This is a genomic window from Mycobacterium sp. SMC-15, from assembly GCF_045310925.1.
GTDB lineage: Bacteria > Actinomycetota > Actinomycetes > Mycobacteriales > Mycobacteriaceae > Mycobacterium.
On record NZ_JBJIAJ010000002.1, the window covers coordinates 99,783 to 125,231 of the forward strand.

The 25,449-nt window shown below is 67.6% G+C and carries 30 protein-coding genes; 12 read left to right on the forward strand and 18 right to left on the reverse strand.

What is annotated here, in order from left to right; genetic code table 11:
- Positions 1–20: 20 nt before the first annotated feature.
- The 8 genes from ACJH71_RS03550 to ACJH71_RS03585 all read right to left on the reverse strand — a co-directional run bounded on the left by ACJH71_RS03550 (position 21) and on the right by ACJH71_RS03585 (position 5,291).
- A complete protein-coding gene (locus tag ACJH71_RS03550; protein ID WP_406756668.1) occupies positions 21–557 on the reverse strand; it encodes a copper resistance protein CopC in 537 nt (178 codons plus the stop codon).
- Complete coding sequence (locus tag ACJH71_RS03555) at positions 554–1,240, reverse strand: YcnI family protein (RefSeq protein ID WP_406756669.1); 687 nt, start codon at positions 1,238–1,240, stop codon at positions 554–556. Before ACJH71_RS03555 ends, ACJH71_RS03550 begins: the two co-directional genes overlap by 4 nt.
- Positions 1,237–1,896, reverse strand: coding sequence for a DUF6474 family protein (locus tag ACJH71_RS03560; protein ID WP_406756670.1), 660 nt, complete (start codon positions 1,894–1,896; stop codon positions 1,237–1,239). Before ACJH71_RS03560 ends, ACJH71_RS03555 begins: the two co-directional genes overlap by 4 nt.
- 64 nt (positions 1,897–1,960) lie before the next feature.
- On the reverse strand, positions 1,961–2,359 hold the full coding sequence (locus ACJH71_RS03565) for a transcriptional regulator (protein WP_406756671.1): 399 nt from the start codon (positions 2,357–2,359) through the stop codon (positions 1,961–1,963).
- A 342-nt stretch (positions 2,360–2,701) separates the two neighbouring features.
- Positions 2,702–3,391, reverse strand: a complete 690-nt coding sequence (locus tag ACJH71_RS03570) for a TMEM165/GDT1 family protein (RefSeq protein ID WP_406756672.1) — start codon at positions 3,389–3,391, stop codon at positions 2,702–2,704.
- Positions 3,392–3,512: 121 nt separating this feature from the next.
- Positions 3,513–4,049 (reverse strand): peptidase, encoded by a 537-nt coding sequence (locus tag ACJH71_RS03575; RefSeq protein WP_406756673.1) that lies wholly within the window; start codon positions 4,047–4,049, stop codon positions 3,513–3,515.
- A 253-nt stretch (positions 4,050–4,302) separates the two neighbouring features.
- Entirely contained in the window at positions 4,303–4,923 is a 621-nt protein-coding gene (locus ACJH71_RS03580; RefSeq protein WP_406756674.1) for a superoxide dismutase, read from the reverse strand.
- Between the two features lie 209 nt (positions 4,924–5,132).
- On the reverse strand, positions 5,133–5,291 hold the full coding sequence (locus tag ACJH71_RS03585; protein ID WP_406756675.1) for a hypothetical protein: 159 nt from the start codon (positions 5,289–5,291) through the stop codon (positions 5,133–5,135).
- A 522-nt stretch (positions 5,292–5,813) separates the two neighbouring features.
- Between ACJH71_RS03585 and ACJH71_RS03590 the strand changes: the two genes are divergently transcribed.
- On the forward strand, positions 5,814–6,893 hold the full coding sequence (locus tag ACJH71_RS03590; RefSeq protein WP_406756676.1) for a DUF4328 domain-containing protein: 1,080 nt from the start codon (positions 5,814–5,816) through the stop codon (positions 6,891–6,893).
- Between the two features lie 4 nt (positions 6,894–6,897).
- Positions 6,898–7,713, forward strand: coding sequence for a glycerophosphodiester phosphodiesterase (locus tag ACJH71_RS03595; RefSeq protein WP_406756677.1), 816 nt, complete (start codon positions 6,898–6,900; stop codon positions 7,711–7,713).
- Positions 7,714–7,730: 17 nt separating this feature from the next.
- Here ACJH71_RS03595 and ACJH71_RS03600 read toward each other — a convergent pair whose 3' ends face one another.
- Both ACJH71_RS03600 and ACJH71_RS03605 read right to left on the reverse strand, forming a co-directional pair.
- A complete protein-coding gene (locus tag ACJH71_RS03600; protein WP_406756678.1) occupies positions 7,731–8,267 on the reverse strand; it encodes a ferritin in 537 nt (178 codons plus the stop codon).
- Between the two features lie 126 nt (positions 8,268–8,393).
- A complete protein-coding gene (locus ACJH71_RS03605) occupies positions 8,394–9,584 on the reverse strand; it encodes an LCP family protein (RefSeq protein WP_406756679.1) in 1,191 nt (396 codons plus the stop codon).
- A 189-nt stretch (positions 9,585–9,773) separates the two neighbouring features.
- On the opposite strand from ACJH71_RS03605, the gene ACJH71_RS03610 reads away from it, so the two are divergent.
- Complete coding sequence (locus ACJH71_RS03610) at positions 9,774–12,083, forward strand: cellulase family glycosylhydrolase (protein ID WP_406756680.1); 2,310 nt, start codon at positions 9,774–9,776, stop codon at positions 12,081–12,083.
- Between the two features lie 24 nt (positions 12,084–12,107).
- On the opposite strand, the gene ACJH71_RS03615 is transcribed toward ACJH71_RS03610, so the two are convergent.
- Together ACJH71_RS03615 and ACJH71_RS03620 are read right to left on the reverse strand one after the other, a co-directional pair.
- Positions 12,108–12,860 carry a CPBP family intramembrane glutamic endopeptidase gene (locus ACJH71_RS03615; RefSeq protein WP_406756681.1) on the reverse strand — a complete coding sequence of 251 codons (753 nt, stop codon included), beginning with the start codon at positions 12,858–12,860 and terminating at the stop codon, positions 12,108–12,110.
- Between the two features lie 69 nt (positions 12,861–12,929).
- The gene (locus tag ACJH71_RS03620; protein ID WP_406756682.1) at positions 12,930–13,766 is read right to left on the reverse strand and encodes a DUF2470 domain-containing protein; all 837 of its coding nucleotides are present in this window, start codon (positions 13,764–13,766) and stop codon (positions 12,930–12,932) included.
- A gap of 180 nt (positions 13,767–13,946) precedes the next feature.
- On the opposite strand from ACJH71_RS03620, the gene pheA reads away from it, so the two are divergent.
- Both pheA and ACJH71_RS03630 read left to right on the forward strand, forming a co-directional pair.
- Complete coding sequence (gene pheA, locus ACJH71_RS03625) at positions 13,947–14,813, forward strand: prephenate dehydratase (protein WP_406756683.1); 867 nt, start codon at positions 13,947–13,949, stop codon at positions 14,811–14,813.
- Positions 14,810–15,499, forward strand: a complete 690-nt coding sequence (locus ACJH71_RS03630) for a histidine phosphatase family protein (RefSeq protein ID WP_406756684.1) — start codon at positions 14,810–14,812, stop codon at positions 15,497–15,499. Before pheA ends, ACJH71_RS03630 begins: the two co-directional genes overlap by 4 nt.
- Here the strand turns inward: ACJH71_RS03630 and ACJH71_RS03635 are convergent.
- Genes ACJH71_RS03635 through ACJH71_RS03645 form a run of 3 tightly spaced genes read right to left on the reverse strand, consistent with a single transcriptional unit; the run spans position 15,496 to position 17,200 of the window.
- Positions 15,496–15,684: a hypothetical protein gene (locus ACJH71_RS03635; protein ID WP_406756685.1), complete on the reverse strand. Its 189-nt coding sequence runs from the start codon at positions 15,682–15,684 to the stop codon at positions 15,496–15,498. The two genes, ACJH71_RS03630 and ACJH71_RS03635, sit on opposite strands and share 4 nt — an antisense overlap.
- A gap of 59 nt (positions 15,685–15,743) precedes the next feature.
- Positions 15,744–16,094 (reverse strand): metallopeptidase family protein, encoded by a 351-nt coding sequence (locus tag ACJH71_RS03640; RefSeq protein ID WP_406756686.1) that lies wholly within the window; start codon positions 16,092–16,094, stop codon positions 15,744–15,746.
- Positions 16,091–17,200, reverse strand: coding sequence for a septum formation family protein (locus tag ACJH71_RS03645; protein ID WP_406756687.1), 1,110 nt, complete (start codon positions 17,198–17,200; stop codon positions 16,091–16,093). Before ACJH71_RS03645 ends, ACJH71_RS03640 begins: the two co-directional genes overlap by 4 nt.
- A gap of 82 nt (positions 17,201–17,282) precedes the next feature.
- Between ACJH71_RS03645 and serS the strand changes: the two genes are divergently transcribed.
- Positions 17,283–18,545, forward strand: a complete 1,263-nt coding sequence (gene serS, locus ACJH71_RS03650) for a serine--tRNA ligase (RefSeq protein WP_406756688.1) — start codon at positions 17,283–17,285, stop codon at positions 18,543–18,545.
- 12 nt (positions 18,546–18,557) lie between these two features.
- Here serS and ACJH71_RS03655 read toward each other — a convergent pair whose 3' ends face one another.
- The gene (locus tag ACJH71_RS03655; RefSeq protein WP_406756689.1) at positions 18,558–19,115 is read right to left on the reverse strand and encodes a TetR/AcrR family transcriptional regulator; all 558 of its coding nucleotides are present in this window, start codon (positions 19,113–19,115) and stop codon (positions 18,558–18,560) included.
- A 152-nt stretch (positions 19,116–19,267) separates the two neighbouring features.
- Between ACJH71_RS03655 and ACJH71_RS03660 the strand changes: the two genes are divergently transcribed.
- Genes ACJH71_RS03660 through ACJH71_RS03680 form a run of 5 tightly spaced genes read left to right on the forward strand, consistent with a single transcriptional unit; the run spans position 19,268 to position 23,622 of the window.
- A complete protein-coding gene (locus ACJH71_RS03660) occupies positions 19,268–19,489 on the forward strand; it encodes a hypothetical protein (RefSeq protein WP_125078643.1) in 222 nt (73 codons plus the stop codon).
- Positions 19,486–19,911, forward strand: a complete 426-nt coding sequence (locus tag ACJH71_RS03665) for an MmpS family transport accessory protein (protein ID WP_125078644.1) — start codon at positions 19,486–19,488, stop codon at positions 19,909–19,911. The genes ACJH71_RS03660 and ACJH71_RS03665 overlap by 4 nt, the downstream gene beginning before the upstream one ends.
- Positions 19,908–22,853, forward strand: a complete 2,946-nt coding sequence (locus tag ACJH71_RS03670; protein ID WP_406756690.1) for an RND family transporter — start codon at positions 19,908–19,910, stop codon at positions 22,851–22,853. The genes ACJH71_RS03665 and ACJH71_RS03670 overlap by 4 nt, the downstream gene beginning before the upstream one ends.
- Entirely contained in the window at positions 22,853–23,185 is a 333-nt protein-coding gene (locus tag ACJH71_RS03675; protein ID WP_406756691.1) for a DUF732 domain-containing protein, read from the forward strand. The genes ACJH71_RS03670 and ACJH71_RS03675 overlap by 1 nt, the downstream gene beginning before the upstream one ends.
- Positions 23,182–23,622 carry a DUF5078 domain-containing protein gene (locus ACJH71_RS03680; RefSeq protein WP_406756692.1) on the forward strand — a complete coding sequence of 147 codons (441 nt, stop codon included), beginning with the start codon at positions 23,182–23,184 and terminating at the stop codon, positions 23,620–23,622. Before ACJH71_RS03675 ends, ACJH71_RS03680 begins: the two co-directional genes overlap by 4 nt.
- Positions 23,623–23,626: 4 nt before the next feature.
- On the opposite strand, the gene ACJH71_RS03685 is transcribed toward ACJH71_RS03680, so the two are convergent.
- Together ACJH71_RS03685 and ACJH71_RS03690 are read right to left on the reverse strand one after the other, a co-directional pair.
- Positions 23,627–24,187, reverse strand: coding sequence for a TetR/AcrR family transcriptional regulator (locus ACJH71_RS03685; RefSeq protein WP_406756693.1), 561 nt, complete (start codon positions 24,185–24,187; stop codon positions 23,627–23,629).
- Positions 24,188–24,244: 57 nt separating this feature from the next.
- Positions 24,245–24,718: a DUF2834 domain-containing protein gene (locus tag ACJH71_RS03690; protein WP_406756694.1), complete on the reverse strand. Its 474-nt coding sequence runs from the start codon at positions 24,716–24,718 to the stop codon at positions 24,245–24,247.
- An 81-nt stretch (positions 24,719–24,799) separates the two neighbouring features.
- On the opposite strand from ACJH71_RS03690, the gene ACJH71_RS03695 reads away from it, so the two are divergent.
- A complete protein-coding gene (locus tag ACJH71_RS03695; protein WP_406756695.1) occupies positions 24,800–25,384 on the forward strand; it encodes a TetR/AcrR family transcriptional regulator in 585 nt (194 codons plus the stop codon).
- Positions 25,385–25,449 lie beyond the last annotated feature (65 nt).

Here is a 25,449-nt window from a genome sequence, read left to right on the forward strand (position 1 = left end):
CGGCGACCGCTGGCCGAAAGTCAGGATCGCGGCCGGTTGAACCACAGGCCGACCCCGACAAGTGCCGCCGCGCCGACCACGAAGGGCCAAATCGGCAGGTCACCCTGGGGGTCGGCGTAGCGGCGCGGAACGGCGGGTGCCGTCTCATTGCGGTCGGTCACCGCGGGGCCCGGCTCCCCGGTACCGGCCACCGTGAGCTCGAAGGGCCAGGAACCGGACACCACATGTCCGTCTGCGGAGGTGACCCGATAGTGGACGGTGTAGGTGCCGGTGGGCCCCAGTGGACGCACCGCGACGCTGGCCACCGCGCCGTCTACCCGGGTGTCCCCGGTGGACCACAGGTGCCCGTCGGGCCCCACTACCGTCATGGCGGCGAAGTCGGACTGCAGTTGCTCGTTGAAGGTGGCGCTGACGCGCTCTGGCCCACGCGAAAGCTGCGCGTCCCGGGCCGGGTCTGTTGACACCAGCACGGCGTGCGCGGCGGCTACCCCGGTTGCGGCGAACAACATCCCCAACAGGAACACTCCCGCCAGTGCGCCGCGCAGCGCCCGGCTCACGCTCGCCGCCTACCCAGCGCGATCGTGGCGGCTAGCACAGCGACCAGCAGCGCGGCGCCCCCGAGCAGCCGGGCCGGGTTGTCGGCGTGCCCGCCCGGGTGCTCACCGGCCTGCGATTGGTCGGTCGGTGCCGGTGCGGCGGAGACCGACGGCGCCGGGTGGTGCGCATGGTGTTCGGGTGGCTGCGCCGGCCCCTTCGCCAGGTGTAGCGAGGGCACCGGGTGCTCCGCCTCACCGCCGCCGGGCGGCGGGGGCTGGTCCCAGCGCACCACGGTCCCGTCGGCGTAGCCCTGTGCCGAGGGGAAGTCCACGGTCTCGGTGTCGGGAAGTTTCATCTTGATCTGGAACAGCCCGAACTGGTCGGCACCGATGCCGGCGCCCGGCGCCGCGGTCCAGGTGACCGACCGCACCACGCCGGTCTTGGCGTCGCGGTCCAGTCGAGCGGTCCAGCCCGGCTTGGTCTCGGTGCGCGCCGCGGCCACGTCGGGCAGTGTCACGGTGAGTTCCGTTGTGGCAGAACCGGTCGGCGACTCGTTGGGAACCTCGAAGGTGACCATCGCGAAGTTGCCCCGGACCGCGCCGGGGCTGCTGGCGTGCACATGTGCCCAGGCCGGCGTGGCCCCGGCGAAGGAACCCGCGGTGATCGCCGCGGCCAGCGCCAGGGCCCGTGTCCGCGCGCTCATGACGGCAGCCCCAGCCGGGCCATCAGATCGGCGTCGATCCCGTCGAGCTGGTCACTGATCGAGGCGGAGGCGACTCGGCGCCGCTCGCCCGGCATGGTCTCGATGGCGGTGACGGCCGTCGACAGGTCCGACAGCCGTTCGGTGATCGCCGCGACGAACTGCTTGGTCTCGGAGTCCTTGGGCTTGCGGTCCTGCACCAGGCGCAGGGTCTTCTCCGCACCGGCGATCCGTGCCGAGAGCCGTGCTCCGTTGCCGGAGTATTCGCCGATGCGGGCCAGCGGCACCCCGAGCCGGGCGGCGCGCTGCTCGTCGATCAGGCCGCGTACCGCCATCGCGGCGCGGTACACCAGCGGCACCACGACCGGAGCCAGCATTCGGGTGACGACCAGCGTCCGGCGGACGCGCGCCGGAGACAGCAGCCGGCCGTCGCGAGCGGCTTTGAGTTGGCTTTCGGCCGCCTTGCGCGCGGTGCGATCGCGGTTGCGGTCCGACTTGATCTGGGCATTGAGCGCACGAGCTTCCGCGCGCTGGGTGGCCTTGAAACGTTTCGCCTCGCCCTTGGCGGCCAGCCGCGCCTCGAGCCTGGCGCCGGCCTTCAGCGCCCGCGCTTCGGCGCGCCGGGTCGCGCGGCTCTTGCGTTTTCTGAACAGGCCCATCGCGGCCGCCTCCCCGGTGTCTCGCTGGAACCGATCAAGCCACCCTAATCGCGGCGCCGGCGCCTCAGGCGCTGAGGTGCTCCTTGCGGCGGAGCTCATCAATGCGGGCCAGGACGTCCTCCTGCGCCTCGGGCGAGAGCCCGACGGCCTGGGTTGCGATGCGGCGCACCCCGGCATCGCGGATGCTGTCCAGCCACGACAACTCGGCATCGAGCTTGGCGTAGTAGTCGTCGTCGGTGAAGAACCCCGGCTTGATCCGGAAGAAGTTGGCCAGTGCTGCCATGGTGGCGGTGGACGGGTTCGTCCGGTTACCCGAGCGCAACTGGGAGAGATAGGGGGCCGACATCGTGACGCCCTCAGCTTTGAGTGCCGCGATTACCTCGGCGGACGTATGCGGTCCGCGGCCGGGTGGATACACCACATCGAAAAGGCGATTCAAGCGGACAGCGAACGTCGCGCTCATCGATAGGACCTCCAGGGGGGTAGGCAGGCGGTCGACAGGCGCTCCGCGAGGGGGCATGCGGTAGCGCCTGATGATTTGCTGATCATCGTAGCGATAGTTACCGACACAACCAAGGGTGTTTCCGTAGCGAATTCGATCTTGATGCATGAGATCGGGCTTGGTGCAGTTCATTCGGCCGGCCGGAGAGGCCACTGCGGCCGGATTCTCGTGACGCGCCAACACAATTGCGTCGTCATCGGTGAGCGAGGAATTCCACCAATACTCCTCTGCTGGTCCTCGCCTCTGGAAGCACCTCCGGTGAAGTGAAGTTTGAACCGTGCACTGAGCTTTCGGCGGGCTTTGCTAACGCGTGGCGGAATCGTCTCCGGCGGTCTGGCCGGAACACCGGAGCGAAGCCCGCCACAGCGCTGATCCCGCCGCCACCGACACCAATCCGGCGACCGAGGCGATGGCCACCGGCCGCCAGCCCAGCGCCTCATCGAAGAGGATCCACAGGCCGCACGCCAGGAAGAGCAGAGCGGCCGCGGCATGCAGCAGGTGTTCGGGCAGCCGGCGGTGCAGCACCGTCCCGGCCGCGATCGCCACCGCGTCGGCCAGCACCATCCCGATCGTCGCGCCAAGCCATACACCCAGCCAGTTGCGGTCACTGGCCAGCGCGACCGTCGCCAGCATCGTCTTGTCGCCGAGCTCGGCCAACAGCACCGAGGACACCACCGCGAACAGCGCGAATCGCGGCTCGCGGACGGTGGCTTCCCCGGTCCCGGAGTTGGTTCCCTCGCGCCATGTCCACGCCGCGAAACCGATGAAGGCGACGCCGGCGACGGCGGCGATCGGACGGGCGGGCAACGTCAGCCCGAGGAAATGCCCCACCGTCACCGAGATGCCATGGATGGCGAACGCCGCGATGGCCACCCCGCCGAGAACAACCCACCAGCGATGCCGCAACGCATAGGTCATGGTTATCAGCTGCGACTTGTCGCCGAGTTCAGCGAGGAAGACCACGCCCAGGCTGATCAGCATGGCGGCAAGCATGCGGGACGCCCTTTCGTCGCTGCCGAGGCTAGTGACTCCCCGGCCCGGCCGCCAGCCGGCAGGGAATTTCGGTGGGCCGAATTCGATGATCCGGGAACAGGACAACCCGGGACGAATTCCCTTACGCGGCAAGCAGCATGGCCAGAATCGCCGTGTCGGGATGGCTGACCGGGTCGACGCCCACCCGGCTCACCATCGAAGTCACGGTGCCGTCGGATTCGGCTTCCACCCAGGCGGCCCGGTGCTCCAGTCCCAAGTAGGGCAGGCCGGGCAGCAATACGCATCCGGACGCCGCGCCCCGGCATTCAGGCAGTGAGGGAATGGTCTCCGAGGGCGGGTGCAGCATCAGCAGTGCAGAGGGTTGGCGGCCGGCGAAGTACCCCGGTGCGATCGCCGATTCGCCGGTCACGGTGCCCTCGGCCAGCAGCAATCCGACAGTGCCCGGCCCCGGGTTGTCGGGGAGTTCCTCGTGTGTGCCGAACACCGTTGTGGTGGGCAGCAATCCGGGCATCGAAGCGACACGAACCGCGATGCTGAGCAGCTGGGCCCATTCCTTGGTCGACTCGGGCCAGCGGCCGAAGACCACGAATCCGTGCAGCTCGCCACGGGAATGAAACGGGGCGACTTCGATCGCCCGGCCGGACCCTGTCGTCTCCATCGCGCACCCTCCGCGACACTTTGGCTTCTTGGCTGATTCGCCTGCTCGCATTTCAGCGGGTGGGTTGTCTGGCAGCATGCGGCACCCACACGGCGGATTCAAGGTGACACGGCGGGGCGGTAGATAACGAAACGGTGAAAACCCGGCGGTTTAGCGAGGCTCGACGGAGCAGAGGCGAAGCTGGAACCGCCGCATAAAACCAAGTGGGGCGCCACGCCAATGGCGCGACGCCCCACTCGTGCCGGCAGTGCGGCTAGAAGATCAGCCCCGACGTCTTCGAGGTGGCGGCCGCGAAACGCGACTGCACATCGGCCCAGTTGACCACGTTCCAGAACGCCTTGACGTAGTCCGCCTTGACGTTCTTGTACTGCAGGTAGAAGGCGTGCTCCCACATGTCGACCTGCAGCAGCGGGATGATGCCCAGCGGGACGTTGGCCTGCTGGTCGTAGAGCTGGAAGGTCAGCAGTTTCCCGCCGAGGGTGTCGTAGCCGAGCACCGCCCAGCCCGAACCCTGCAGGCCGTTGGCGGCCGCGGTGAACTGCGCCCGGAACTTGTCGAACGAGCCGAACGCGTCGTCGATGGCCGCGGCCAGTTCGCCCGTCGGCTTGTCACCACCGTTGGGGGACAGGTTCTTCCACCAGATCGAGTGGTTGACGTGCCCGCCGAGGTGGAACGCCAGGTTCTTCTCGTTCAAGAAGATCGCGCCGTGGTCGTCGTTGGCCCGAGCGTCCGCGAGCTTCTCCAGTGCGGAGTTGGCGCCGGCCACGTAGGCGGCGTGGTGCTTGCTGTGGTGCAGTTCGTTGATCTGACCCGAGATGTGCGGCTCAAGAGCTCCGTAATCCCAGTCCAGGTCCGGCAAGGTGTAGTCGGCCACGGGGTTCCTTCCTTCGGTCAGTACTGATCCGGTGTCGATCACCGTTGATCATTGTCGAGAGGCGTTGACGGTCTAGCGGCACCCCACTGCCAGCACGGTCGCGGTGTGATCGGGCCACCTTCACCCACATTGCTCCAACACTGGGTGTACCGCAACAACGGGTCGAGCTGACGCACCGCGCCCGCCGACCACAATGCTCGGGCTGAGGTTCAGGTCAGGACGAGCGCAAGCAGGAATGACAGCAGCACCAGTGCAATCACTCCCGCGCGCAATGACGCCAGCAGATAGGCGCGCTTGTAGGTGGACGATCCCGCATGCCAGCCCGTCGCTGTTGCGACGGATCCGGGTCCGATCGGGCGTGCCGTCATTCCCCTGCCCTCAACATCCCTGTGCCCCCAACTTCACCGCGCGCCCACCCCCGTGAGGCGCATCACATCAGTTCTGTGACGGCGATCATAGCGCTTTGTGCGCCCAGTGGAAAAATTCGATGCGATAACCCGACTTACCTGCACGGATGCGTTCCGGCGGGATTTGATATCGCTGATCGCTGCAGCGCACGGCTGCTTAGCCGATCAAGCGATTTCGCTCGGCGCTGTTAATCGGTTCGCTTCGACGACGCTGCGTTATCCACAACCAATGCGTCTTTCGGTATATAAGAAGCACATCACGCCGCGTGTGGCTGTCGATGGGTGTGTGGATAAACCTGTGGAAACTGTGGATAGCTGTTGGTAGCTGTCGGAGCCCAGGCGGGCGGCAAGGAACGTCTTCGCCCGCAATTCCCGCCGGCGCTGGCCGTCGCTCCGCCGACCTTGCGGTCGCCGCGGTGTTGATGGCGTCGACCCGACTGCGGTCGGCTCCGCCGACCTTGCGGTCGCCGCTAGGCTGGTGCCGTGATCCAGGTGTGTTCCCGCTGCAACACGCGGTGGAACGTGCGCGACCGCCAGCGGGCCTGGTGCCCACGCTGCAACGGTGCGCTGTGGGCGCCGTTGACACCCGAGCAAGAAGCCGAGCTGCAGTGGACCCAACCCGGGCCCCCTGCGCCGCCGCCACCAGCCGGGGAAGCGCCGCCGCGGCTGGGACCCGGTTACCGCTGGATCGCAGTACGGCCCGGCCCGCCGCCGCCGCAGGCGCCTGCCCGGCGTCCGCTCGGACCCACCCCGCGTTACTCGGTGATGCCCCGCTGGACTCTGATGGGCGGCCCGATTCGCGCTGCGGCACAGTCGAAAACGGGGGAGCGGGTGGCGCCCACGGCGCGCTCGCTGGAGAAGACGCTCGCGGCCGCGATCGCCGCGCTGGGCGTGGCGGCCCTGGTGCACGTCTTGATCTATGTATTGATGATCGTCAATCGCACCATGCTGCTGAATCCCCTGGTTGCCGGCGGCGCGGTGTGGCTGGGCCGGCTGGCCGGACTGGCCGCGATCGCGGCGGTGGTCACCTGTGCCGTGGTGCTGACCAGGTGGCTGCTCGCCCGTCGTTCGGTGACCTTCGCCCGATTGCATCTGCCCGAGACGCGCCCGGCTTGGGCGGTGTGGGCTGGGTGCCTGGTGCCGGTGGTCAACCTGGCCTGGGCGCCGGTCTTTGTCATGGAGCTGGCCAAGTGGGAGGGCCGCCTGGACCGGCTGCGCAGACCCATCGTGGTGTGGTGGGCGGTGTGGGCGGCTAGCACCGCCGTCGCGATCTTCGCCACCGCCACCAGTTGGGCCGACGGGGCCCAGGACATTGCCAACAACATGGTGGCGACGGTGGTGGCGTACCTTCTCGGCCTGGCCGCAGTGGTGACTGCAGCACGGGTGGTCGAGGGATTCGAGCGTCGCTCGATGGGGCGCCCGGCCCACCACTGGGTGGTGGTGGGCGATGGCCGCGATACCGCCGCCGAATCGCCTCCCCCTGCGGCGGCCGCGGCGAAGCCGGACGAAGCCACGACACCGGCCCCGGTTCGTGAGCCCGACGGGCGGGAACCGGCAGCATAAGCCCATGACACCGGCCGGCGATGTCGTCTCGGAACACCCGTTCGTGGTCGCACACCGGGGTGCGTCTATCGACCGTCCGGAACACACCCTGGCCGCCTACGACTTGGCGTTGCAGGAGGGGGCCGACGGTGTCGAATGCGATGTGCGGCTGACCAGTGACGGTCACCTGGTCTGCGTGCACGACCGTCGGGTGGATCGGACGTCCAGTGGGGCCGGGGTGGTCAGCGAGATGACGTTGTCGCAGTTGCAGCGCCTCGACTACGGCGCTTGGCACCGCGGCGGGCGAAACGGTTCACCGGAGCTCGACGGCTTCGGCGACACGGGCCTGCTCACCCTCGATGCGCTGGTTGCGTTGGTCCTGGACTGGCACCGGCCGGTGAAGATCTTCATCGAGACCAAACATCCGGTGCGATACGGCTCGATGGTCGAGCGTGAGGTGCTGGGGTTACTGCAGCGATTCGGGATCGCCGCACCGGCATCGGCCTCGCGGTCGCGTGCGGTGGTGATGTCGTTCTCCGCAGCGGCGGTATGGCGGATTCGCCGGGCCGCGCCCCTACTTCCGACGGTGCTGCTCGGGTCGGGTGCCCGTTATCTGGGCGGCGGCGCGGCGACGACGGTCGGTGCCACGGCGATCGGTCCGTCGATCGAGACGCTGCGGGAGCATCCGGAGTTGGTGGATCAGGCTGCTGCGCGGGGCCGCGCGCTGTACTGCTGGACCGTCGACCGCAACGAGGATGTCGACTTCTGTCGCGATGTCGGGGTCGCGTGGATCGCAACGAATCAGCCCGCCCGAACCAAGGCGCGGTTGCGGACGGGCTGATCAGCGGGTGAGGGGGTTTACCCGCCGGCGATACGCGGCGCGCCGGTCTCTTGGCCCACCGTGATCTCGCGTGCGATGAAGGTCTCCAATTCGAACAGGTTGTGCCCGGCGCGGTCGGCGACTCGGAGCAGCCGGGTCATCAGGGCCATCTCCTCGACCTGCTCGCGCAGGAACCACTGCATGAATTGTTCGCCGAGGTGATCGCCCTCGTCGCGCGCGGCGCTGGTCAGCCGGCTGATCTGTTCGGTGACGGTGCGCTCCTGTTCGAGCGTGAGCGCCAGCGCATCCCGCGGGGCGTCGAATTGGTTACGCACCGCGTCGACGCCGGGTATCTCCACGCGAATGTCGCGGTCGAGCAGGTACTGCACCAGCATCATCGCGTGGTTGCGTTCCTCGACGGCTTGGGCGTAAAAGAACTTCGCCAATTGTGGTAAATCTTCACCATCGAAATAAACCGCAACCGCGATGTATTGCTGCGCCGCGGTGAATTCGTGGTAGATCTGCTCTTGAAGCAGCGCGTGGAATTTCGTCTTGTGGCTGTCGGTCTCGATCATGAACGCGATGCTACCCCTGGTCAGCGGTGGTTTGCATCCAAGGCGAGGCTTACTCAGGTCAGCATTGCCTAAGTAAAGATAGGGTAGGCTGAAATAGCGCAATCGTGCGCGGAAATTAGGTTTGACTCAATTATCGAAGCTCGACGTGAGTGGTGTATCGCTACGCAATGCTTCGAATAATCGGTCGGCCTGGACGTGGTTCCACACCACCGCGTCGCCGGCGTCGGTCGTGATGAATTCACCGATCGGCACGGTCAGCGTGGTGGTGGCACCGCGCAGGGCCCAGCCCAGGCCTGCCAGGTCCAGGACGCCCGAGTCGGCGTCGACGGTCATTGCGTGTGCGGCGGCGTGCGGCACGGTGTACCAGCGCAGCGGATTGAGCCAGACCGCCGGATCGGCGACGCGGGCGAGCAGCGCCGACAGGAACAGTCGCTGGTGGGCCATCCGATCCAGGTCGGCGCGCGGTGTGGCCCGGCTACGCACATAGCCCAGCGCGGTCGCCCCGGCCAGTTTTTGGCAGCCGGCCGGCAGACTCAGTCCGGCCAGCGGATCGTCGATCGGTTCGTCCGGGCACAAAGTCACGCCGCCGAGGGCGTCGACGAGCGTGGCGAAACCGCCGAATCCGATCTCCAGATAGTGGTCCAGGCGCAGGCCGGTGGCCTGCTCCACCGTCCGGGTCAGCAGGGGAGCGCCGCCGAGGGGGTACGCGGCGTTGATCTTGTCTTTGCCGTAGCCGGGAATCATGACGTAGGAGTCGCGGGGGATCGACACCACGGTGGCCGGTGACGCTGATCCCGCGCCCGGCAGGTGGACGAGCAGCACGGTGTCGGTGCGTCCATCGCCGATGTTCCCGCCGGTGCTCAGGTCCCGCTGCTCCTGCATCGTGAGATCGGCACGGCTGTCGGAACCGACCAGCAGCCACGTCGTCCCGCGGCCCGGCGCCGCGCGGTCGGCGTAATCGGAGAACGCCGCGGTTCGCTGCAGCGCGGTGTCGAGCCAGGCTGCGGCGCCCACCGAACCCGCTGCCCCGAGCAACACCACCAGCACAGCCAGCACTGCCAGTCGGCGCGGCCAGGATCGCCGCCGGCGCGAAACGGGTGGGCGCGGCGCCGGCGGACGCGGCGCGGGCGGAGGCGCCGGGCGGTGACGCGGTTCCGCGACGCGTGGTGCGGGGCGGGGCACCTGCCTCGGGATGGCTCGCGGTGGCGGCGTCGGCGAGGCCGGCCGGCCCTGCGGGACGCGGTACAACAGCGGCGGCGGCTCACGGCGCGGCGGAGGAGTGTGCCAGGGCTGACCCGGCCCGCGATCGCCGTTCACTCGCCCAATCTACGTATCACGCGCCGTCGGGGCGATCTCCCCAGCGCGCTGACCTGGCCGGTGGGCGCCGAACATCACAGTTCATGGCCGACGCGCCACGTTTTTCTCAGGGATTGTTAGAAATTTTCCGAAGAAATCGTTATCTTGTCCACGTTGTCGCCGCGATTGTGGAGAGAGGTCTACCCGCAGATGACTCGTCAGTGCAGCACGAAGCGGAACCGCCGGGTCGCCGGGCTGGGCACGGCAGTGGGGGCGTTTCTGGCGTTCGGAGTGATGCCGTTGGCTGCTGCGCCGGCGGCGTCCGCTGAGGGCTTCGAGGACATGTTCGACCAGGTGCTGGCGCCGTTTATGGACACCACCACCGGCGGCCTGGACTGGGATGCGGTGTTCAGTCCGGCGGCCTGGGATGCGTTCGCCGGGTCCGCGGCTGCGTCATCGGCCCTGGAGAACCTGCTGTACCCCGACGTTGCGGCGTTGGTCCAGAACTGGGTCTACAACCCGCTGTACACCGGTATCGACTGGCTGGTCAGCAACTCGTTGATGGAACCGGTCGTCGATGTGTACAACCAGATCAGTGGGGCACTGGGTCTGGGCCTGATGATCGGCGATGGCGCGGACGGTACGGCCGAGCATGTCGCCGGTGGTGCGGGCGGTTGGTTGTTCGGTGACGGCGGGGCCGGCTGGGACAACACCGAGGTCGGTGGTACCGGTGGAGCCGGCGGATCGGCCGGGTTCTTCGGCAACGGTGGCGCCGGCGGCGAAGGCGGTGAAGGCGGCAGTGGTGGTGCCGGCGGCGTCGGCGGGTGGTACATGGGCGTCGGTGGCGCCGGTGGTGCGGGTGGCGACGGCGTCAACGGTGGCATCGGTGGAGCAGGTGGCGACGGACGCGGGTGGATGCTCGGTATCGGCGGGGCGGGCGGCGACGGCGGCGACGGCACCCACCTGGGTGGCAACGGCGGTGACGGCGGCAACGGGTCGATCTGGTTCGGCGGCGGTGGCGCCGGCGGTGACGGCGGCGACGGCGTCTACCTGGGCCAGGGGGATCTGCCCGCCCTGGGCGGGGCCGGCGGCCTGGCCGGCTCGCTGGGCACCCATGGCGCGGTTGGCCACTTCGGCACGCTGGACGGGGCTCCGGAGAAGGGACCGGCCGAACTCAGCACCGCCGGCGGCTGGATCGTCGACAACGACGGACGAGTCGTCATCCTGCAGGGCGTCAATCAGGTGTACAAGTCGCCGCCGTTCACGCCCGGCGGCGACGGTTTCGGCGCCGACGATGCGGCGTTCCTGGCTGCCAACGGATTCACCGCGGTGCGGGTGGGCCTGTATTGGGACCAGATTGAACCCCAGCCGGGGGTGTACAACTGGGCCTACCTCGATTCGGTCCGGGAGACCATCGCGATCCTCAAGTCGCACGGCATCGTCAGCATCCTCGACATGCACCAGGATCTCTACGGTGTGGAGATCGGTGGGCACGGCGCGCCGGACTGGGCGACGATGTTCAACCCGGACGACAACGACACCACGCAGCCGTTCCCGTTCGCCTACGCACTCAACCCGGCGCAGAACCAGGCCTGGGATGCGTTCTGGGCCAACGAGAAGGTGGACGGTATCGGGCTGCAGAACTACTACGCCCGGATGTGGCAGACCGTCGCCGACTATATGGGTGGCACGCCGGGCGTGGCCGGCTACGAGATCATGAACGAGCCGTGGGCCGGCTCCTCGTGGTTGGGCAGCCTGCTCGGCAACTCGCACTTCGACAACCAGTCGCTGACGCCGTTCTACGACCAGGTGATCTCGGCAATCCGGTCAGTGGACCCGAACACCACGGTGTACTACGAGCCGAATGTGCTGTTCGGCAATGCCACCGCGGGCATCAACATGGGCGGGGTCGACGACGACAACGCCGTGTTCTCCTTCCACGACTACTGCATCTTCGACGCCCTGGGCGCCGGAAGTTCCGCCGGCTGCTCGCTCTGGGACGGGATGATGATGGAAAACGCCCAGCGCTACGTCGACCGCTACGGCGTTCCCGGCGTGGTCACCGAGTTCGGCGCCACCGGTAACACCGACACCATCGCCAGCCAGCTGAACTCGATCAACCCGCACAAGTTCGGCTGGCTGTACTGGGGCTACAACGACACGGGCTCGCTGGTGCACGACCCCAGCGTGCCGCCGACCGGCGACAACGTGAACGAGGCCATCGTGGCGACGCTGGCCCAGCCCTACCCCCAGGTGATCGCCGGAATCCCGAACAGCTGGTCGTTCGAGAACGGGGTCTTCTCCTTCAGCTACTCCACGGCGATGGCCGGTGGCGGGGGCAGCTTCGACGCCGGGTCGGAGACCCGGATCTCGATCCCGGACATCCAGTTCCCGGACGGCTACCAGGTGAACGTCACCGGCGGGCAGGTCGTCTCGGCGGACAACGCCTCGGTGCTGGTCATCGAATCCAACGCGGGCGCCGGCACCATCACCGTCACGGTGACCCGGGCCGCGGGCTGAGGTCTGCGCGGGCTGCCGTAGCGCTCAGCGCAACCAGCCCAGCTTGTCGGCGAACAGTGCGTACCCGACGAAGGCCATGGTGTCGATCAGGGCATGCGCCAGGATCAGCGGCCACAGCCGCCTGCTGCGCTGCCAGGTGTAGCCGAACACCAGGCCCATCGCGATGTTGCCCAGCCCGGCGCCGAACCCCTGATAAAGGTGGTAGGCGCCGCGCAGTAGCGCGGAACAGGCCAGCGCCACCCACGGCGACACCCGCAGCTGCCGTAGCCGCGTCAACAGGTAGCCGACCACGATCACTTCCTCGGCGAACCCGTTGGCGAACGCGATCACGATCAGCATCGGCGCACGCCACCAGCTGTCGTTGATCGCCGCGGGAATGACGTCGGCGTTGAGCCCCAGGATTCGGGCCAGCAGGTACAGGCCCAGTCCGGGCAGTCCGATCAGGGCCGCCAGCCCGAGTGCGCCGGCCAGGTCGGTGCGGCGGGGCCACCCGCCCAGCCCGATACGGGCGGGTCCGATTCCGCTGCGCCACAGCAGGTACAGCGCCAGCGCGCCCCAGGCGATCAGTTGTGCGGCCCAGGCGGCGTTGAGACCGAGGTCGATCAGGTCGAAATAGGACCGGCGAGGGTTGAGGGCGATCCGCTGGGCGCTGAGGTCACGCAGCACCGCGTCGGCGAGCTGCAGAATCGCGGTGACGGCGCTCAGCCCATAGGTGACGGCCAGGACCAGCAGGATCTCCAGGCGCAGTGCGCGCCGCGGGGCCTGCAGGTCGGTCACCTCGCCACGGTAGCTACTGCTTCTGGCGGCGACCTGCTGCGCCCGGCTTCGCCGCGCCTGCAATCGCCGCTACTGCTCCTGGCGTCGGGCCTGCAGCCCGTTGAGAAACGGGCAGCCCATCAGTGCGCGCACGGCCCGGTTCAGGCTCAGCACATCCTCGACCGGCTGCGGGAAGCTCAGTCGGACATCGCGGTCCCCGTCGGGGGCCTCTACCCGCAGCCACATGCCGTAGCGGTCCACGGCAAGCGGACGGGCCTGGCCACGCCGCAGCTGTGGCGGCAGTTTCGCGGCGGCGAGCCGGGCGACCATGTCAGGGTGCGCCGAGTCGAGGTGCTGCAGCCAATGCGCCTCGATCGCGCAGAACGGGTCGGGACGGGCTGCCAGCAGCTCACGTACGTCGACCGCCTCGGCTCCGGTGGCGTCGGCCAGCACCGCCGACTCGGGCGTCAGCCGCAGCAGTGCGTAGTCGACGTCGGAATCACTGTCGTCGGGAGCACCGATATCGCGGCCACGCGACGCCGAGCGAGGCGAGACGACCTGGAGCAGAGCCGGGTTCGGGTCGACCGCCGCGATCCGGTCGAGCAGCACGGAGATCTCACGGTCGGGCACCGGGCGCAGCAGGCCCCGGAGCCAGGCCAGGGCACGCACGCGTTCGCGCAGTCGCAACGGCGCGTGATCGGTCAGCTCGAGCATCGCCTGCACGCCGGACTCGGCGGCCTGCGCGACCGGGTCCTCGACGGGGACCGCGACCACCACGGATCCATCTCGCAGCAGATGGCAGACCGGTGCGTTGACGGGCGCGGCGTCGGCGGCGTCGGCGATCGCCACGAGGGCTTGACCCCGGATGCAGGCGCTGCGAATCCGCTCGGCGGACGTCGGGACGGTTGCTGCTGTAGTCGTGGCCATCGATCACCTTTCGAAGTGAGGTAAGCCTAACTTAATTAATGACTCGGGTGGGCGCAACAGGAATTGCGGAATCCGATCGCGAGTGCCACCGCCGCCGAACGTGACGGTGGCGGCACGTTCGAGGGTCGAATGTGAACCTGGCAGGACGCGTCGGACGGTCGCGGCCGATAGGGTTGTCCGGTGACCCGCATCAGCTATCTCGGCCCGGCGGGGACCTTCACCGAAGCGGCGCTGCTCGCGTTGACCGGCGCCGGACGGGTTCCCGGCGCCGACCCTCAACCGGTGCCGGCCGAGAGCACCCCGGCCGCTCTCGACGCCGTGCGCACCGGTGCCACCGACTATGCGTGTGTGCCGATCGAGAACTCGATTGAGGGCGGGGTGACACCCACCCTGGACGGGCTTGCGGTCGGCTCGCCGTTGCAGATATTCGCCGAAACCGCCTTGAACGTCTCGTTCTCGGTGGTTGTCGCGCCGGGACGTGGCGAGGCGGACATTCGCACGGTGGCCGCTCACCCGGTTGCCGGCGCCCAGGTTCGGCGCTGGTTGGCTCAGCACCTGCCGCAGGCCCAGGTCGTGCCGGCCAATTCCAATGCCGCTGCCGCGCAGCAGGTCTGCGCCGGTGAGGTGGATGCCGGGGTGAGCACCGCGCTGGCCGCCAAGCAGCGGAGTTTGGTGACGCTGGCCGAGGGCGTCATCGACGAACCCAATGCCCGCACGCGCTTCGTGCTGGTGGGCGCCCCGGCGCCGCCACCGGTGCGTACCGGCGCCGACCGAACGTCGGTGGTGCTGCGTCTGGACAATGCGCCCGGCGCCCTGGCGGCGGCCCTGACGGAGTTCGGAAGTCGCGGTATCGATCTGACTCGCATCGAATCCCGCCCGACCCGGACCGAGCTGGGCACCTACCTGTTCTTCCTGGACTGCGTCGGACACATCGACGACGACGCGGTCGCCGAGGCGCTGGCGGCGCTGCGCCGCAGCTGCGCGGACGTTCGCTACCTGGGCTCCTGGCCCATCGAGCCGGCGGGCCGAAGCGAGGCGGCGTCGTGAGCGGGCGGCTGGTGCTGCTGCGCCACGGCCAGTCTTACGGCAACGTCGACCGTCGACTCGACACCCGCCCGCCCGGTTCGGAACTGACTCCGCTGGGCCGCGATCAGGCCCGGGCGTTCGCAGCCGAAGGCATCCACCGCCCGATGCTGGTCGCCCATTCGGTGGCCACCCGCGCGGTTCAGACCGCCGCGGAGATCAGCGGCCGGCTCGGCGTGACGGCCCGGGCACTCGATGGCATCCACGAGGTGCAGGCCGGCGCACTGGAGAACCGCAGTGACGACGACGCGATCGCCGAGTTCAACGCGATCTATCAGCGTTGGCACTCCGGCGAGCCCGGCGTCGCGTTGCCCGGCGGCGAGACGGCCGAGCAGGTGCTCGACCGCTACCTACCGGTCGTCACCGACCTGCGGATGCGTTACCTCGACGACGACGACTGGACCGGAGACATCGTCGTGGTCAGCCACGGCGCGGCGATCCGCCTGGCGGCAGCGACGTTGGCGGGGGTGGACGGCAGCTTCGTGCTGGAGAACCACTTGGAGAACGCCACCGCCGTGGTGCTGGCCCCGATCACCGACGGCCGATGGAGCTGTGTGCAGTGGGGTTCGCTGACGCCGCCGTTCTATCCCGAACCGCACCCGGACCCGGTCGGCGACGCATTGCGCTCCGACACCGACCCGATGGGCTAGACCGCCAGCGCGTATACCTGCGCGCAGCGGCAGCCGACCGCCTCGCAGTCCAGGGCGAACGAGTGCGGCAGCACCTCGCCGGGGCAGCCGTCCTCGGTGCACTCCGCGGGCTGCTGGACGTGGTGGATGAGTGTGCCGTGGCAGTGCTCCAGGCCCGCCCGGCAGTCTCGGCAGTGGTCGTCCATGGATCGTTCATAGCACTGCGCGCCGACAGGCTCGTTCCGGCGCGCCGCGTGGAGGGCAGTCAGCTCCAACCCAGTTCGTGCAGCCGGTCGTCGTCGATACCGAAGTGATGGGCGATCTCGTGGATCACCGTGATTCGGACCTCCTCGACGAGTTCGTCGTCGGACTCGCACATCTCCAGCAGCGCATCCCGGTAGATGGTGATGGTGTCCGGCAGTGAGCCGGCATAGCTCGAATCGCGCTCGGTCAGCGCGACCCCCTCGTAGAGCCCGAGCAGGTCGGGCTCCTCGGCGTTGCGGCCCTCCACCAGGATCACCACGTTGTCGAAGGCCGCCGCCAGCTCCGCCGGGATCAGGTCGAGCGCGTCGGAGACGAGATCGTCGAACCGGCGCGGGTCCATCGCGACACTCACCGCGGCTGGCTACCGGCCGGCAGTTGGTTCAGGCGTTCCGCGGGGATCGACGGCGGCGGGATCGGGGGCTGGCCGTTGATCAGCAGCGATCCGCGGGCACTGTTGATCAGCGCCGCCCAGCCACCGTTGCCCAGCGTGGCGCCCAGGCTGCAGGCCACCTCGCGGCTGCCCGCCGACCAGCTGGGCAGGGAGACGGTGGCGTAGGTCAACGTCAACGTCGTGTCGCGCAGCTGTACCGGGTCCAGATAGGCGTCGGTGAGCCGGGTGCAGGAGTCCTTGATGAACGCATCCTGCTCGGCCTCGGGCGGCAGCGCGTCGGGGAACCGCTCGGTCAGATTGACCGTGCCGGTGACCTCCTTGGTGTGCGGCGCCGCGCAGTCGACCGGAACGTCGTTGGGCTGGTTGGTGGCCGGATCGATGCCCAGGCAGGTGCCCGGCGGCCAGACCTTGGACTGGTCGATGTCGGCGACCTTGCCGACGAACGCGGTCTGCCGGCCGCCCACGCCGGGCAGTTGCAGGCCGCACAACATCCGGCGCTCACCGTGCTGGCGCCACGCGCGTTCACCGGCCCACAACATGCTGGCGACGAACTTGCTGTGCGGGTCGAACTTGGCGCCGAGGTAGCGGCGCACCGACGACTCGCACTGCTCCTGGGTGATCTGCTCGATGCGGGCCATCGACGGCGGTGGGGCGTCGGGACCGTATTCGGCGCCCGGGAACATCTTCATGTCCACCGGGCCGGCCACCTCGAACTTGTGCTCGTCGGCGCAGCTGACGATCGTCGCCGCGTCCAAGTCGTTCTCCGGCCAGTTCAGGCAGTCGCCGGCAACCGCGTGGTCGATCGCTTCGTTGCCCTTGACCGTGCCGAGTCCCAGTCCCGGCCCGGTGCCCTTGCCGCCCGCCCCCGGCGCCGGCTCGGCGTTCAGATGGCCCAGCAGCCCCCCGGGGCCCTCGCCGACGACGGGAACAACCGTGATCAAACCGGCGATCAGCAGCCCACCCAGCGCGGTGAGCAACAGGGCACGGCGGGTCGGGGCGGCTTGGAGCGTGCGTCGCCAAGACACCCGCTTGGCGGGTGGATTCTCCTGGTCGGCTGCCTCTGACATCGGGTCCATTCTGACAGGCAGCCGCGAGCGCGTGACAAATGATGCGAAAGTGATGCAGCCGGCCAGGTTGTAGGGTTTTGCCGTGATCGACCTGAAGCTGCTGCGTGAAGATCCCGACCGTGTCCGCCGCTCCCAGGTGGGTCGCGGTGAGGACCCGGCCCTGGTGGACGCCTTGCTGGCCGCCGACACCGCACGCCGTGCCGCCATCGCGGCGGCGGACTCGATGCGTGCCGACCAGAAGGCGGCCAGCCGGTCGGTCGGGGCGGCATCGCCGGAGGAACGCCCGGCCCTGCTGGCGCGGGCCAAGGAGCTGGCCGAGCAGGTCAAGGCCGCCGAGTCCGCCCAGGGCGAGGCTGAGGCGGCGTTCACCGGGGCGCACATGGCGATCGCCAACGTGGTGATCGACGGGGTGCCGTCGGGCGGCGAGGACGACTTCGCGGTGCTGGACGTGATCGGCGAGCCGCCGGCGATCGAGAATCCGCGCGACCACCTCGAGCTCGGTGAGGCGCTGGGCCTGATCGACATGGGGCGCGGAGCCAAGGTCTCCGGCTCGCGGTTCTACTTCCTGACCGGCCGCGGCGCGCTGCTGCAGCTCGGCCTGTTGCAGCTGGCCGTGCGCCTGGCGGTCGACAACGGGTTCACCCCGATGATCACCCCGTCGCTGGTCCGTCCCGAAGTCATGTCCGGCACCGGATTTCTGGGCGCGCACGCCGACGAGATCTATCGGCTCGAGGCCGACGACCTCTACCTGGTGGGCACCTCGGAGGTGCCGCTGGCCGGCTACCACTCCGACGAGATCCTCGACCTGTCGGCCGGGCCGCTGCGCTATGCCGGGTGGTCGTCGTGCTTTCGCCGGGAGGCCGGCAGCTACGGCAAGGACACCCGCGGCATCATTCGGGTGCACCAGTTCGACAAGGTCGAGGGGTTCGTCTACTGCCGGCCCGAGGACGCCGAAGCCGAACACGACCGGCTGCTCGGCTGGCAGCGCGAGATGCTGGCCCGTATCGAGGTGCCCTATCGGGTGATCGACGTCGCCGCAGGCGATCTCGGGTCCTCGGCCGCCCGCAAATTCGACTGTGAGGCGTGGGTGCCCTCCCAGGGCACGTACCGGGAGCTGACGTCGACGTCGAACTGCACCACCTTCCAGGCCCGCAGGCTGGCGACCCGCTACCGCGACGAGAACGGCAAGCCGCAGACCGCGGCCACCCTCAACGGCACCCTGGCCACCACCCGGTGGCTGGTGGCCATCCTGGAGAACCACCAGCAGCCCGACGGCAGTGTGCGGGTGCCGCAGGCGCTGGTGCCCTACGTGGGCGTGGAGGTGCTGGAGCCGGCCGGCTCCTGACCGGCGGCCGCGTCAGGCGGTGAAGAGTCGCCGCGAGCAGTCCAACAGCATCCGGTGCAGTTCCTCGTTGGGGATGTCCGACACCGCGGGATCGGCTGCCGCGCCGAGAATTCCGGGCACCAGAACCGCGATCGCGATGAGGGTGGCTGGGTCGGGCTGTGGTCCCGCCAGGATGGCCTGCAAGCGCCGGGAGGCGTCCCGGAAGTCTCCGATGGCCTCGACGACTCCCACCACGGCGGGATCGGTGTGAACCAAGGCCGTGGTGCGACGGTGCCGCACTGCCAGTTCGATGATGCCGCTGATGGTGGCCTCGCGCTGAACCTCGCGGGAGTCGATGGCCTCGACGATGGCGACCACCCGGGCGATGTCCTCGAACACCGGGCGAAACACCTCGACGACGATGTCGTCCTTGCAGTGGAATTGGTAGTACACCGCGGACTTGTTGACGCCCAATCGGTCGGCGATCATCTGCAGCGAGGTGCCGCTCACCCCGTGCTCGGCGAACAGCCCTTGCGCGGCCTCTAGTACGCGCTCCCGCGCGAATCCCCGCGGCGCCATCGTCTTCGCCACTGCATGTCTCCCTGCTGTCGGAGTCGACCGTTCACGGGCGTGAGCCACACCGCACGGTTGTGCTGACCGATCGCTTGATTCTACTTTACTGATCGTATAACTTGGCTTTCCGTCACGCTTAACCGCAGATCTGGACTGAAAGGGCGTCGCCGATGCTGAACCCACAGGTGCACAGGCTTTCCCGCTCTGATCAGGCCACCCTGTCCCCGGGCGTCACGGCTTATGTGGTTGACGCGCCGGAAATCGTGGCCGGGGACCACCCGTTGTTCGATGCGATCGCCGAACTGGGCGCCACCGCGAATCGGTTCGCGGCCGACACCCATGTCCTGGTAGTGGTCAGCAAGGCCACCGGCAAGGTCGGATCCGCTCGGTGAAGGCGCTGAGGCGGGCGTGGATGCCGCTGCTCATCGTGGCAGTGGTGGTGCTCGGGACGCTGACCGTGCTGCGGTTGCGCACCTATTTCGGGGGCGACAACTCGCACCTGATCAGCACCAAGGTCGACGACACCAAGCCGTACAACCCGAAGGTCGTCACCTACGAGGTCTTCGGTGAACCCGGCGCGACGGCCGACATCAGATATCTCGATCTCGACAGCAGGCCCCAGCATGTCGACGCCGCAACACTGCCCTGGTCGGTGACCCTGAGCACCACGCTGTCCGCGGTATCGCCGAACCTCTACGCGCAGGGCAAAGGCTCCACCCTGGGCTGCCGCATCAGCATCGACAACGAGCTCAAAGACGAGCGAACCGCCACCGGCGTCAGCGCCCTGACCTTCTGCTTGGTGAAATCTGCATGAGCACTTCTACGGACAACTTCCCGCCCGAGGCGCCCACCGAGACCATCCCCGCTGCCGCGGAGCATCCCAAGCCGGGTGCGATGGCGAAATGGATTCGGCGACTGGCTATTCCGATCATGCTGGGCTGGATCGGGATCATCGTTCTGGCGAACGTGACCGTCCCCCAGCTGGAGAAGGTCGCCGAGATGGCCGCGGTTCAGATGACCCCGGACGACGCGCCCTCGATGATCGCGGTCAAACGTCAGGGCGAGGTGTTCAAGGAGTTCACCTCCAACAGCTCGGTCATGCTGGTCCTCGAGGGCGACGAGCCCCTCGGTGCCGACGCGCACCATTACTACGACCAGATCATCGACAAACTGAAGGCCGACACCACCCACGTCGAACACATCCAGGATTTCTGGGGTGATCGCCTGACCGCCGCGGGAGCTCAGAGCCCGGACGGCAAGAGCGCGTACGTGCAGATCTACACCGCGGGAAACCAGGGTGAGGCGCTGGCCAACGAATCGGTCAGAGCGGTCAACCAAGCAGTAGACAGTGTTACCGCGCCACCGGGAGTGAAGGCGTATGTGACCGGCGGTGCGGCGCTGGCGGCCGATCAGGACAAGGCCGGCACCCGCAGCATGCACATGATCGAGTCGCTGACGTTCGTCGTCATCATCACCATGATGCTGACGGTCTACCGATCGATCACCACCGTGGCGCTGGCGCTGGCGATGGTGGTGACCGGGCTGGCGTCGGCTCGGGGCATCGTGGCGTTCCTGGGCTATCACGGTCTGATCGGTCTGTCGCCCTTCGCCACCAGTCTGTTGGTGACACTGGCTATCGCGGCCGCCACCGACTACGCGATCTTCCTGATCGGCCGATATCAGGAGGCGCGCAGCGCGGGCGAGGACCGGGAACAGGCGTACTACACCATGTTTCGCAGCACGGCGCATGTGGTGCTCGGCTCGGGCATGACGATCGCGGGCGCCACGCTGTGCCTGCACTTCACCCGGTTGCCCTACTTCCAGTCGTTGGGGATTCCCCTGGGGATCGGCATGACCATCGTCGTCATCACGTCACTGACGATGGGGTCCGCCGTCATCGCGGTGGCGGGGCGATTCGGCACCCTGCTGGAACCCAAGCGAGCCAACAGGGGACGCGGCTGGCGCAAAATCGGTGCGGCCGTGAGCCGTTGGCCAGGACCGATTCTGATCGCCGCGACTGCGGCCGCACTGGTCGGCATCCTCGCCCTGCCCGGGTACAAGCCCGGCTACAACGATCGCGCCTACATGCCCGCGGATCTACCCGCCAACCAGGGTTTCCTGGCGTCGGACCGGCACTTTCCCTCCGCGCGGATGAACCCTGAGATGCTCATGATCGAAACAGACCACGACATTCGAAATTCCGGGGACTTTCTGGTGATCGAGCGAATCGCCAAGCGGGTCACCGGGGTAGAGGGTGTCTCACGCGTCATGTCCATCACCCGGCCGCAGGGTATTCCGATGGAACACTCCACTTTCGGCTACATGCTCGGCATGCAGGCGGTCAGCCAGGACATGACCCGCAAGTTCAACGAAGATCGCACGGCGGACATGTTGGCCCAAGCAGAGGACATGCAGGTCAACATCGACACCATGACGAAGATGATCGAGCTCATGGAGGAGATGAACGCCACCATGGGGCGCATGGTCGGCAAGATGCACCTGATGGTCGACGACATCGAAGAACTGCGCGACAAGATCGCCAACTTCGACGACTTCTTCCGGCCGATGCGCAGCTACTTCTATTGGGAACCGCACTGTTTCGACATTCCGATCTGCCACTCGCTGCGGTCGGTCTTCGATGCCATGGATGGTGTCGACACCATGACCGACAACTTCAAGCAGATCGTTCCGGACATGGACGCGATGGCGGCGCAACTGCCGCAGATGCTCACGCTGATGCCGCCGATGATCCAGATGATGACGAACGCCAAGGCCATGATGCAGGCCACCTACGCCACCCAGAGCGGACTGGCCAAGCAGGCGCAGGAAGCCCAAGGGGATCCCGCCGCGATGGGGGAGGCCTTCGACAAGGCCCGCAACGACGACTCGTTCTATCTGCCGCCGGAGATCTTCGACAACGCCGAATTCCAGCGTGGCATGAAGAGTTTCGTGTCGCCGGACGGGCGTGCCGTGCGGTTCATCGTCAACCACGAGGGCGATCCACTGAGCGCAGAGGGCATCAAGCACATCGACGCGATCAAGCTCGCTGCCAAGGAGGCCATCAAGACCACCCCCTGGGAGGGCTCGAAGATCTACGTCGGTGGTACCGCCGCGATGTTCAAAGACATGCAGGAGGGCTCCAACTACGACCTGATGATCGCGGGCGTCGCGGCGCTGTGCCTGATCTTCATCATCATGCTGATCATCACCCGTGCCGTGGTGGCCGCGCTGGTGATCGTGGGCACCGTGGTGGTGTCACTCGGCAGCGCCTTCGGCCTCTCGGTGTTGCTCTGGCAGAACATCATCGGGCTGCAGGTGCACTGGATGGTGATGGCGATGGCGGTGATCATCCTGTTGGCGGTGGGTGCCGACTACAACCTCTTGCTGGTTTCTCGCCTGCGCGAGGAGATCCACGCCGGGCTGCACACGGGCATGATCCGGGCGATGGGCGGCAGCGGCTCGGTGGTGACCGCCGCAGGACTGGTGTTCGCCTTCACCATGATGACGATGGCGATCAGTGAACTGCGCGTGATCGGTCAGGTGGGCACCACCATCGGCTTGGGGCTGTTGCTCGACACCCTGATCATCCGCTCGTTCATGACGCCGTCGATCGCGACTCTGCTCGGCAAATGGTTCTGGTGGCCGCAGGTGCCGCGGCTGCGTCCCAAGCCCGCACCCTGGCCGGCGCCGTTGCAGCGCAACCCGAGCGACGACCTCGTGGAGTCCGGCGGTGGAGCGCATCGGGGAGGTTGGTGATGAGGTTCGGAGCCGCATGCGCGTTGGCGGGTGTGTCGGCGGCAATCCTGTTCGCTGTGCCCGCGCACGCCGATGTCGATACCGATTTCGCCGGCCGATTGCATGGCTACGGCATCTACGGGGCGCGTGACTACAACGCCTGGCTCGGCAAACTCACCTGTAGACGGTTGACCAACGACGTCGACCATGACGCCTTCGAGTCGGCGGCCTTCGTCGGCAAGAACATCAAGGGCGTGAACTCCCAGCAGGCCTGGCAGTTCGTCGATACGGCGTTGAGCACCTACTGCCCCGACAAGCTGATCGTTCTGGAACAGGCTGGAGGTATTCGATGAACCGCAAGAGCTGGGCTCTGGCGGTAGGGCTGCTGACCGGTATGGCCGCGGCGGGGACTGCGTCGGCGGATGCGACGGAGAACTTTCCGATTCCCAACCGGATGCTGCACACCACCTGCACCGCCGAACAGATCATGGCGGCCGCCCGCGATGTCGCGCCGGTCTACTACGAGCGCTACATGATCGACTACAACAACAAGTCCCCGCAGGTCCATGAGGCGGTGCAGGACCGGATTCACTGGTTCTACTCGATGGATTACCCGGGCCGTCGCGCCTACTCGGAGAACCTGGCCACCGACATCTATTACGAGAAGCTCGCTTTCGCGTGGCCGAACTGGGCCAAGTTGTTCTTCAACAACCACGGGGTCGCTGCCCGGGCCACCGAGGTGTGCGAGCAGTACCCCGCTGCCGACATGGGGGTGTGGAACTGGACCTGACCCTCTAGGTCAGTAACGCCATGATCTGCCGTGCCGTGTCCAGCAGGATCTCGTGCAGCTGTTCGTCGGCGATGTCTGCCAGTTCGGGGTCGGCTGCCGCGGTGAAGGCTCCAGCCATCAGGGTGGTCGTGATCACCCGAGTTCTGGCATCGGGATTGGGGCCCCGCAGGATGGCCGCCGCGGCGTCACTGACGGCCATGAAGTCGTCGCGGGCCCGCACCGCGTGCTCCATGCCGCGGTCGTAGAACAGGAAGGCGAGCCGGCGGTAGCGGACGGCGAGTTCGACGACGCCACTGACGGTCACGTCCCGCTGGCCCTGCCGGGTCGGCATGGCCTCGGCGATCTTGATGACCCGGACGATGTCGTCGAACATCGGTTCTACCAGCGCGACGACGATGTCATCGCGGGACCGGAACTGGTAGTAGACAGCGGGTTTGCTCACGCCCAGCCGGTCGGCGATCATCTGCATGGATGTGCCACCGATGCTGTGTTCGATGAACAGGTCCAAGGCCGCCTGCAGCACCCGCTCGCGCGCGGAGCCGCGCGCCGCCACCGGCTTGGCCACGACATTCCTCCTCCTCGACGCGGCCAGCCTATCGCGCGAGGTCGGGGTCGCCGGCCGCTACGCCGCAGCTTTGGCGTGCCGGTGCTGGCGTTCGATGGTGGCGAAGTAGAAGGCGTAGGCGAACGCGCAGCTGGTGAACAGACTCGACACGAAGTAGAGCCACGGGCGCCGCAGTCCACGCCGGTAGCCGTCGACGATGGTGAACAGCGGCAGCAGAACGACGTTGATGATCGTGTAGTCCTGGCTGGCCGAACCGGCGGCCGGATTGGTGAACATCAGCTGGATGTACTGCGTCCAGCTGCCCGGCCCCCAGATCGGATTGTGGTTGGGGCCGTGCGCGTACTCGTTGACGAAGCGGATGTTGAAGTACCAGCCCAGCACGATCGACGCGATGCCGATCAGGTAGTACACGATCTCCAGGGGTGAGAACGGGGCGCCCCCAGAGGGTTTCGCGAAAACCGCGCGATTGGATGCCACAATCCACCAGATGGTTGCCAGGCCCAGCACTGCATGCACGATGAGCGAGATCATGCGGTCAGTCTCACCATGCGTAGCAAGTTTTGTCAATAATGACATTCCTGACCGGTGTGACGCTGAGGTACCTTTACGCGCATGCCACGAGCCCCGCAGACCGCGCGCAGCGAACGCACCCGCGAAGCGTTGCGGCAGGCCGCGCTGGTCCGCTTCCTGGCGCAGGGGGTAGAGGACACCTCCGCCGAGCAGATCGCCACCGATGCCGGGGTGTCGCTGCGAACGTTCTATCGGCACTTCACTTCCAAGCACGACCTGTTGTTCGCCGACTACGACGCCGGGCTGCAGTGGTTCCGCAGCGCCCTGGCTGCCCGGCCGCCGGCCGAGCCGATGATCGAGGCGGTTCAGGCGGCGATCTTCGCTTTTCCCTACGACGTCGAGGCGGTGACTCGCATCGCCGCGCTGCGCGAAGAAGAGCTCGATCCGGAGCGCATCGTGCGTCATATTCGGCAGGTGGAGACCGATTTCGGCGACGCGGTGGCCGAGCGGCTGCGGGCCACCACGAGGAATGCGTCCGCTGACCCGCTGCGGGTTGCCGTGACTGCCCGCTGCATCGCGGCCGCCGTGTTCGCCGCGATGGAGGTCTGGATGCTGGGTACGGACCGCTCGCTCGCGGAGCTGGCCCGGATGTGCCGTACCGCGCTGGACTCGCTGAGCAGTCTTTAGTTACGTCAATATTGACAAAACTATCCACCCGTGCCAGCGTTCCCGGAAAGCGGGAAGGGGCGGAT

What these genes read in the sequence shown, in the direction of transcription:
- ACJH71_RS03645 (WP_406756687.1), bottom strand. Translation starts at nt 17,200, where the DNA reads ATGTCAGAGGCAGCCGACCAGGAGAATCCACCCGCCAAGCGGGTGTCT.
- ACJH71_RS03555 (WP_406756669.1), bottom strand. Translation starts at nt 1,240, where the DNA reads ATGAGCGCGCGGACACGGGCCCTGGCGCTGGCCGCGGCGATCACCGCG.
- ACJH71_RS03600 (WP_406756678.1), bottom strand. Translation starts at nt 8,267, where the DNA reads ATGATCGAGACCGACAGCCACAAGACGAAATTCCACGCGCTGCTTCAA.
- ACJH71_RS03690 (WP_406756694.1), bottom strand. Translation starts at nt 24,718, where the DNA reads ATGATCTCGCTCATCGTGCATGCAGTGCTGGGCCTGGCAACCATCTGG.
- ACJH71_RS03610 (WP_406756680.1), top strand. Translation starts at nt 9,774, where the DNA reads ATGACTCGTCAGTGCAGCACGAAGCGGAACCGCCGGGTCGCCGGGCTG.
- ACJH71_RS03585 (WP_406756675.1), bottom strand. Translation starts at nt 5,291, where the DNA reads ATGACGGCACGCCCGATCGGACCCGGATCCGTCGCAACAGCGACGGGC.
- ACJH71_RS03570 (WP_406756672.1), bottom strand. Translation starts at nt 3,391, where the DNA reads ATGCTTGCCGCCATGCTGATCAGCCTGGGCGTGGTCTTCCTCGCTGAA.
- ACJH71_RS03675 (WP_406756691.1), top strand. Translation starts at nt 22,853, where the DNA reads ATGAGGTTCGGAGCCGCATGCGCGTTGGCGGGTGTGTCGGCGGCAATC.
- ACJH71_RS03565 (WP_406756671.1), bottom strand. Translation starts at nt 2,359, where the DNA reads ATGAGCGCGACGTTCGCTGTCCGCTTGAATCGCCTTTTCGATGTGGTG.
- ACJH71_RS03680 (WP_406756692.1), top strand. Translation starts at nt 23,182, where the DNA reads ATGAACCGCAAGAGCTGGGCTCTGGCGGTAGGGCTGCTGACCGGTATG.
- ACJH71_RS03695 (WP_406756695.1), top strand. Translation starts at nt 24,800, where the DNA reads ATGCCACGAGCCCCGCAGACCGCGCGCAGCGAACGCACCCGCGAAGCG.
- ACJH71_RS03660 (WP_125078643.1), top strand. Translation starts at nt 19,268, where the DNA reads ATGCTGAACCCACAGGTGCACAGGCTTTCCCGCTCTGATCAGGCCACC.
- ACJH71_RS03575 (WP_406756673.1), bottom strand. Translation starts at nt 4,049, where the DNA reads ATGGAGACGACAGGGTCCGGCCGGGCGATCGAAGTCGCCCCGTTTCAT.
- ACJH71_RS03620 (WP_406756682.1), bottom strand. Translation starts at nt 13,766, where the DNA reads ATGGCCACGACTACAGCAGCAACCGTCCCGACGTCCGCCGAGCGGATT.
- ACJH71_RS03595 (WP_406756677.1), top strand. Translation starts at nt 6,898, where the DNA reads ATGACACCGGCCGGCGATGTCGTCTCGGAACACCCGTTCGTGGTCGCA.
- ACJH71_RS03560 (WP_406756670.1), bottom strand. Translation starts at nt 1,896, where the DNA reads ATGGGCCTGTTCAGAAAACGCAAGAGCCGCGCGACCCGGCGCGCCGAA.
- ACJH71_RS03670 (WP_406756690.1), top strand. Translation starts at nt 19,908, where the DNA reads ATGAGCACTTCTACGGACAACTTCCCGCCCGAGGCGCCCACCGAGACC.
- ACJH71_RS03635 (WP_406756685.1), bottom strand. Translation starts at nt 15,684, where the DNA reads ATGGACGACCACTGCCGAGACTGCCGGGCGGGCCTGGAGCACTGCCAC.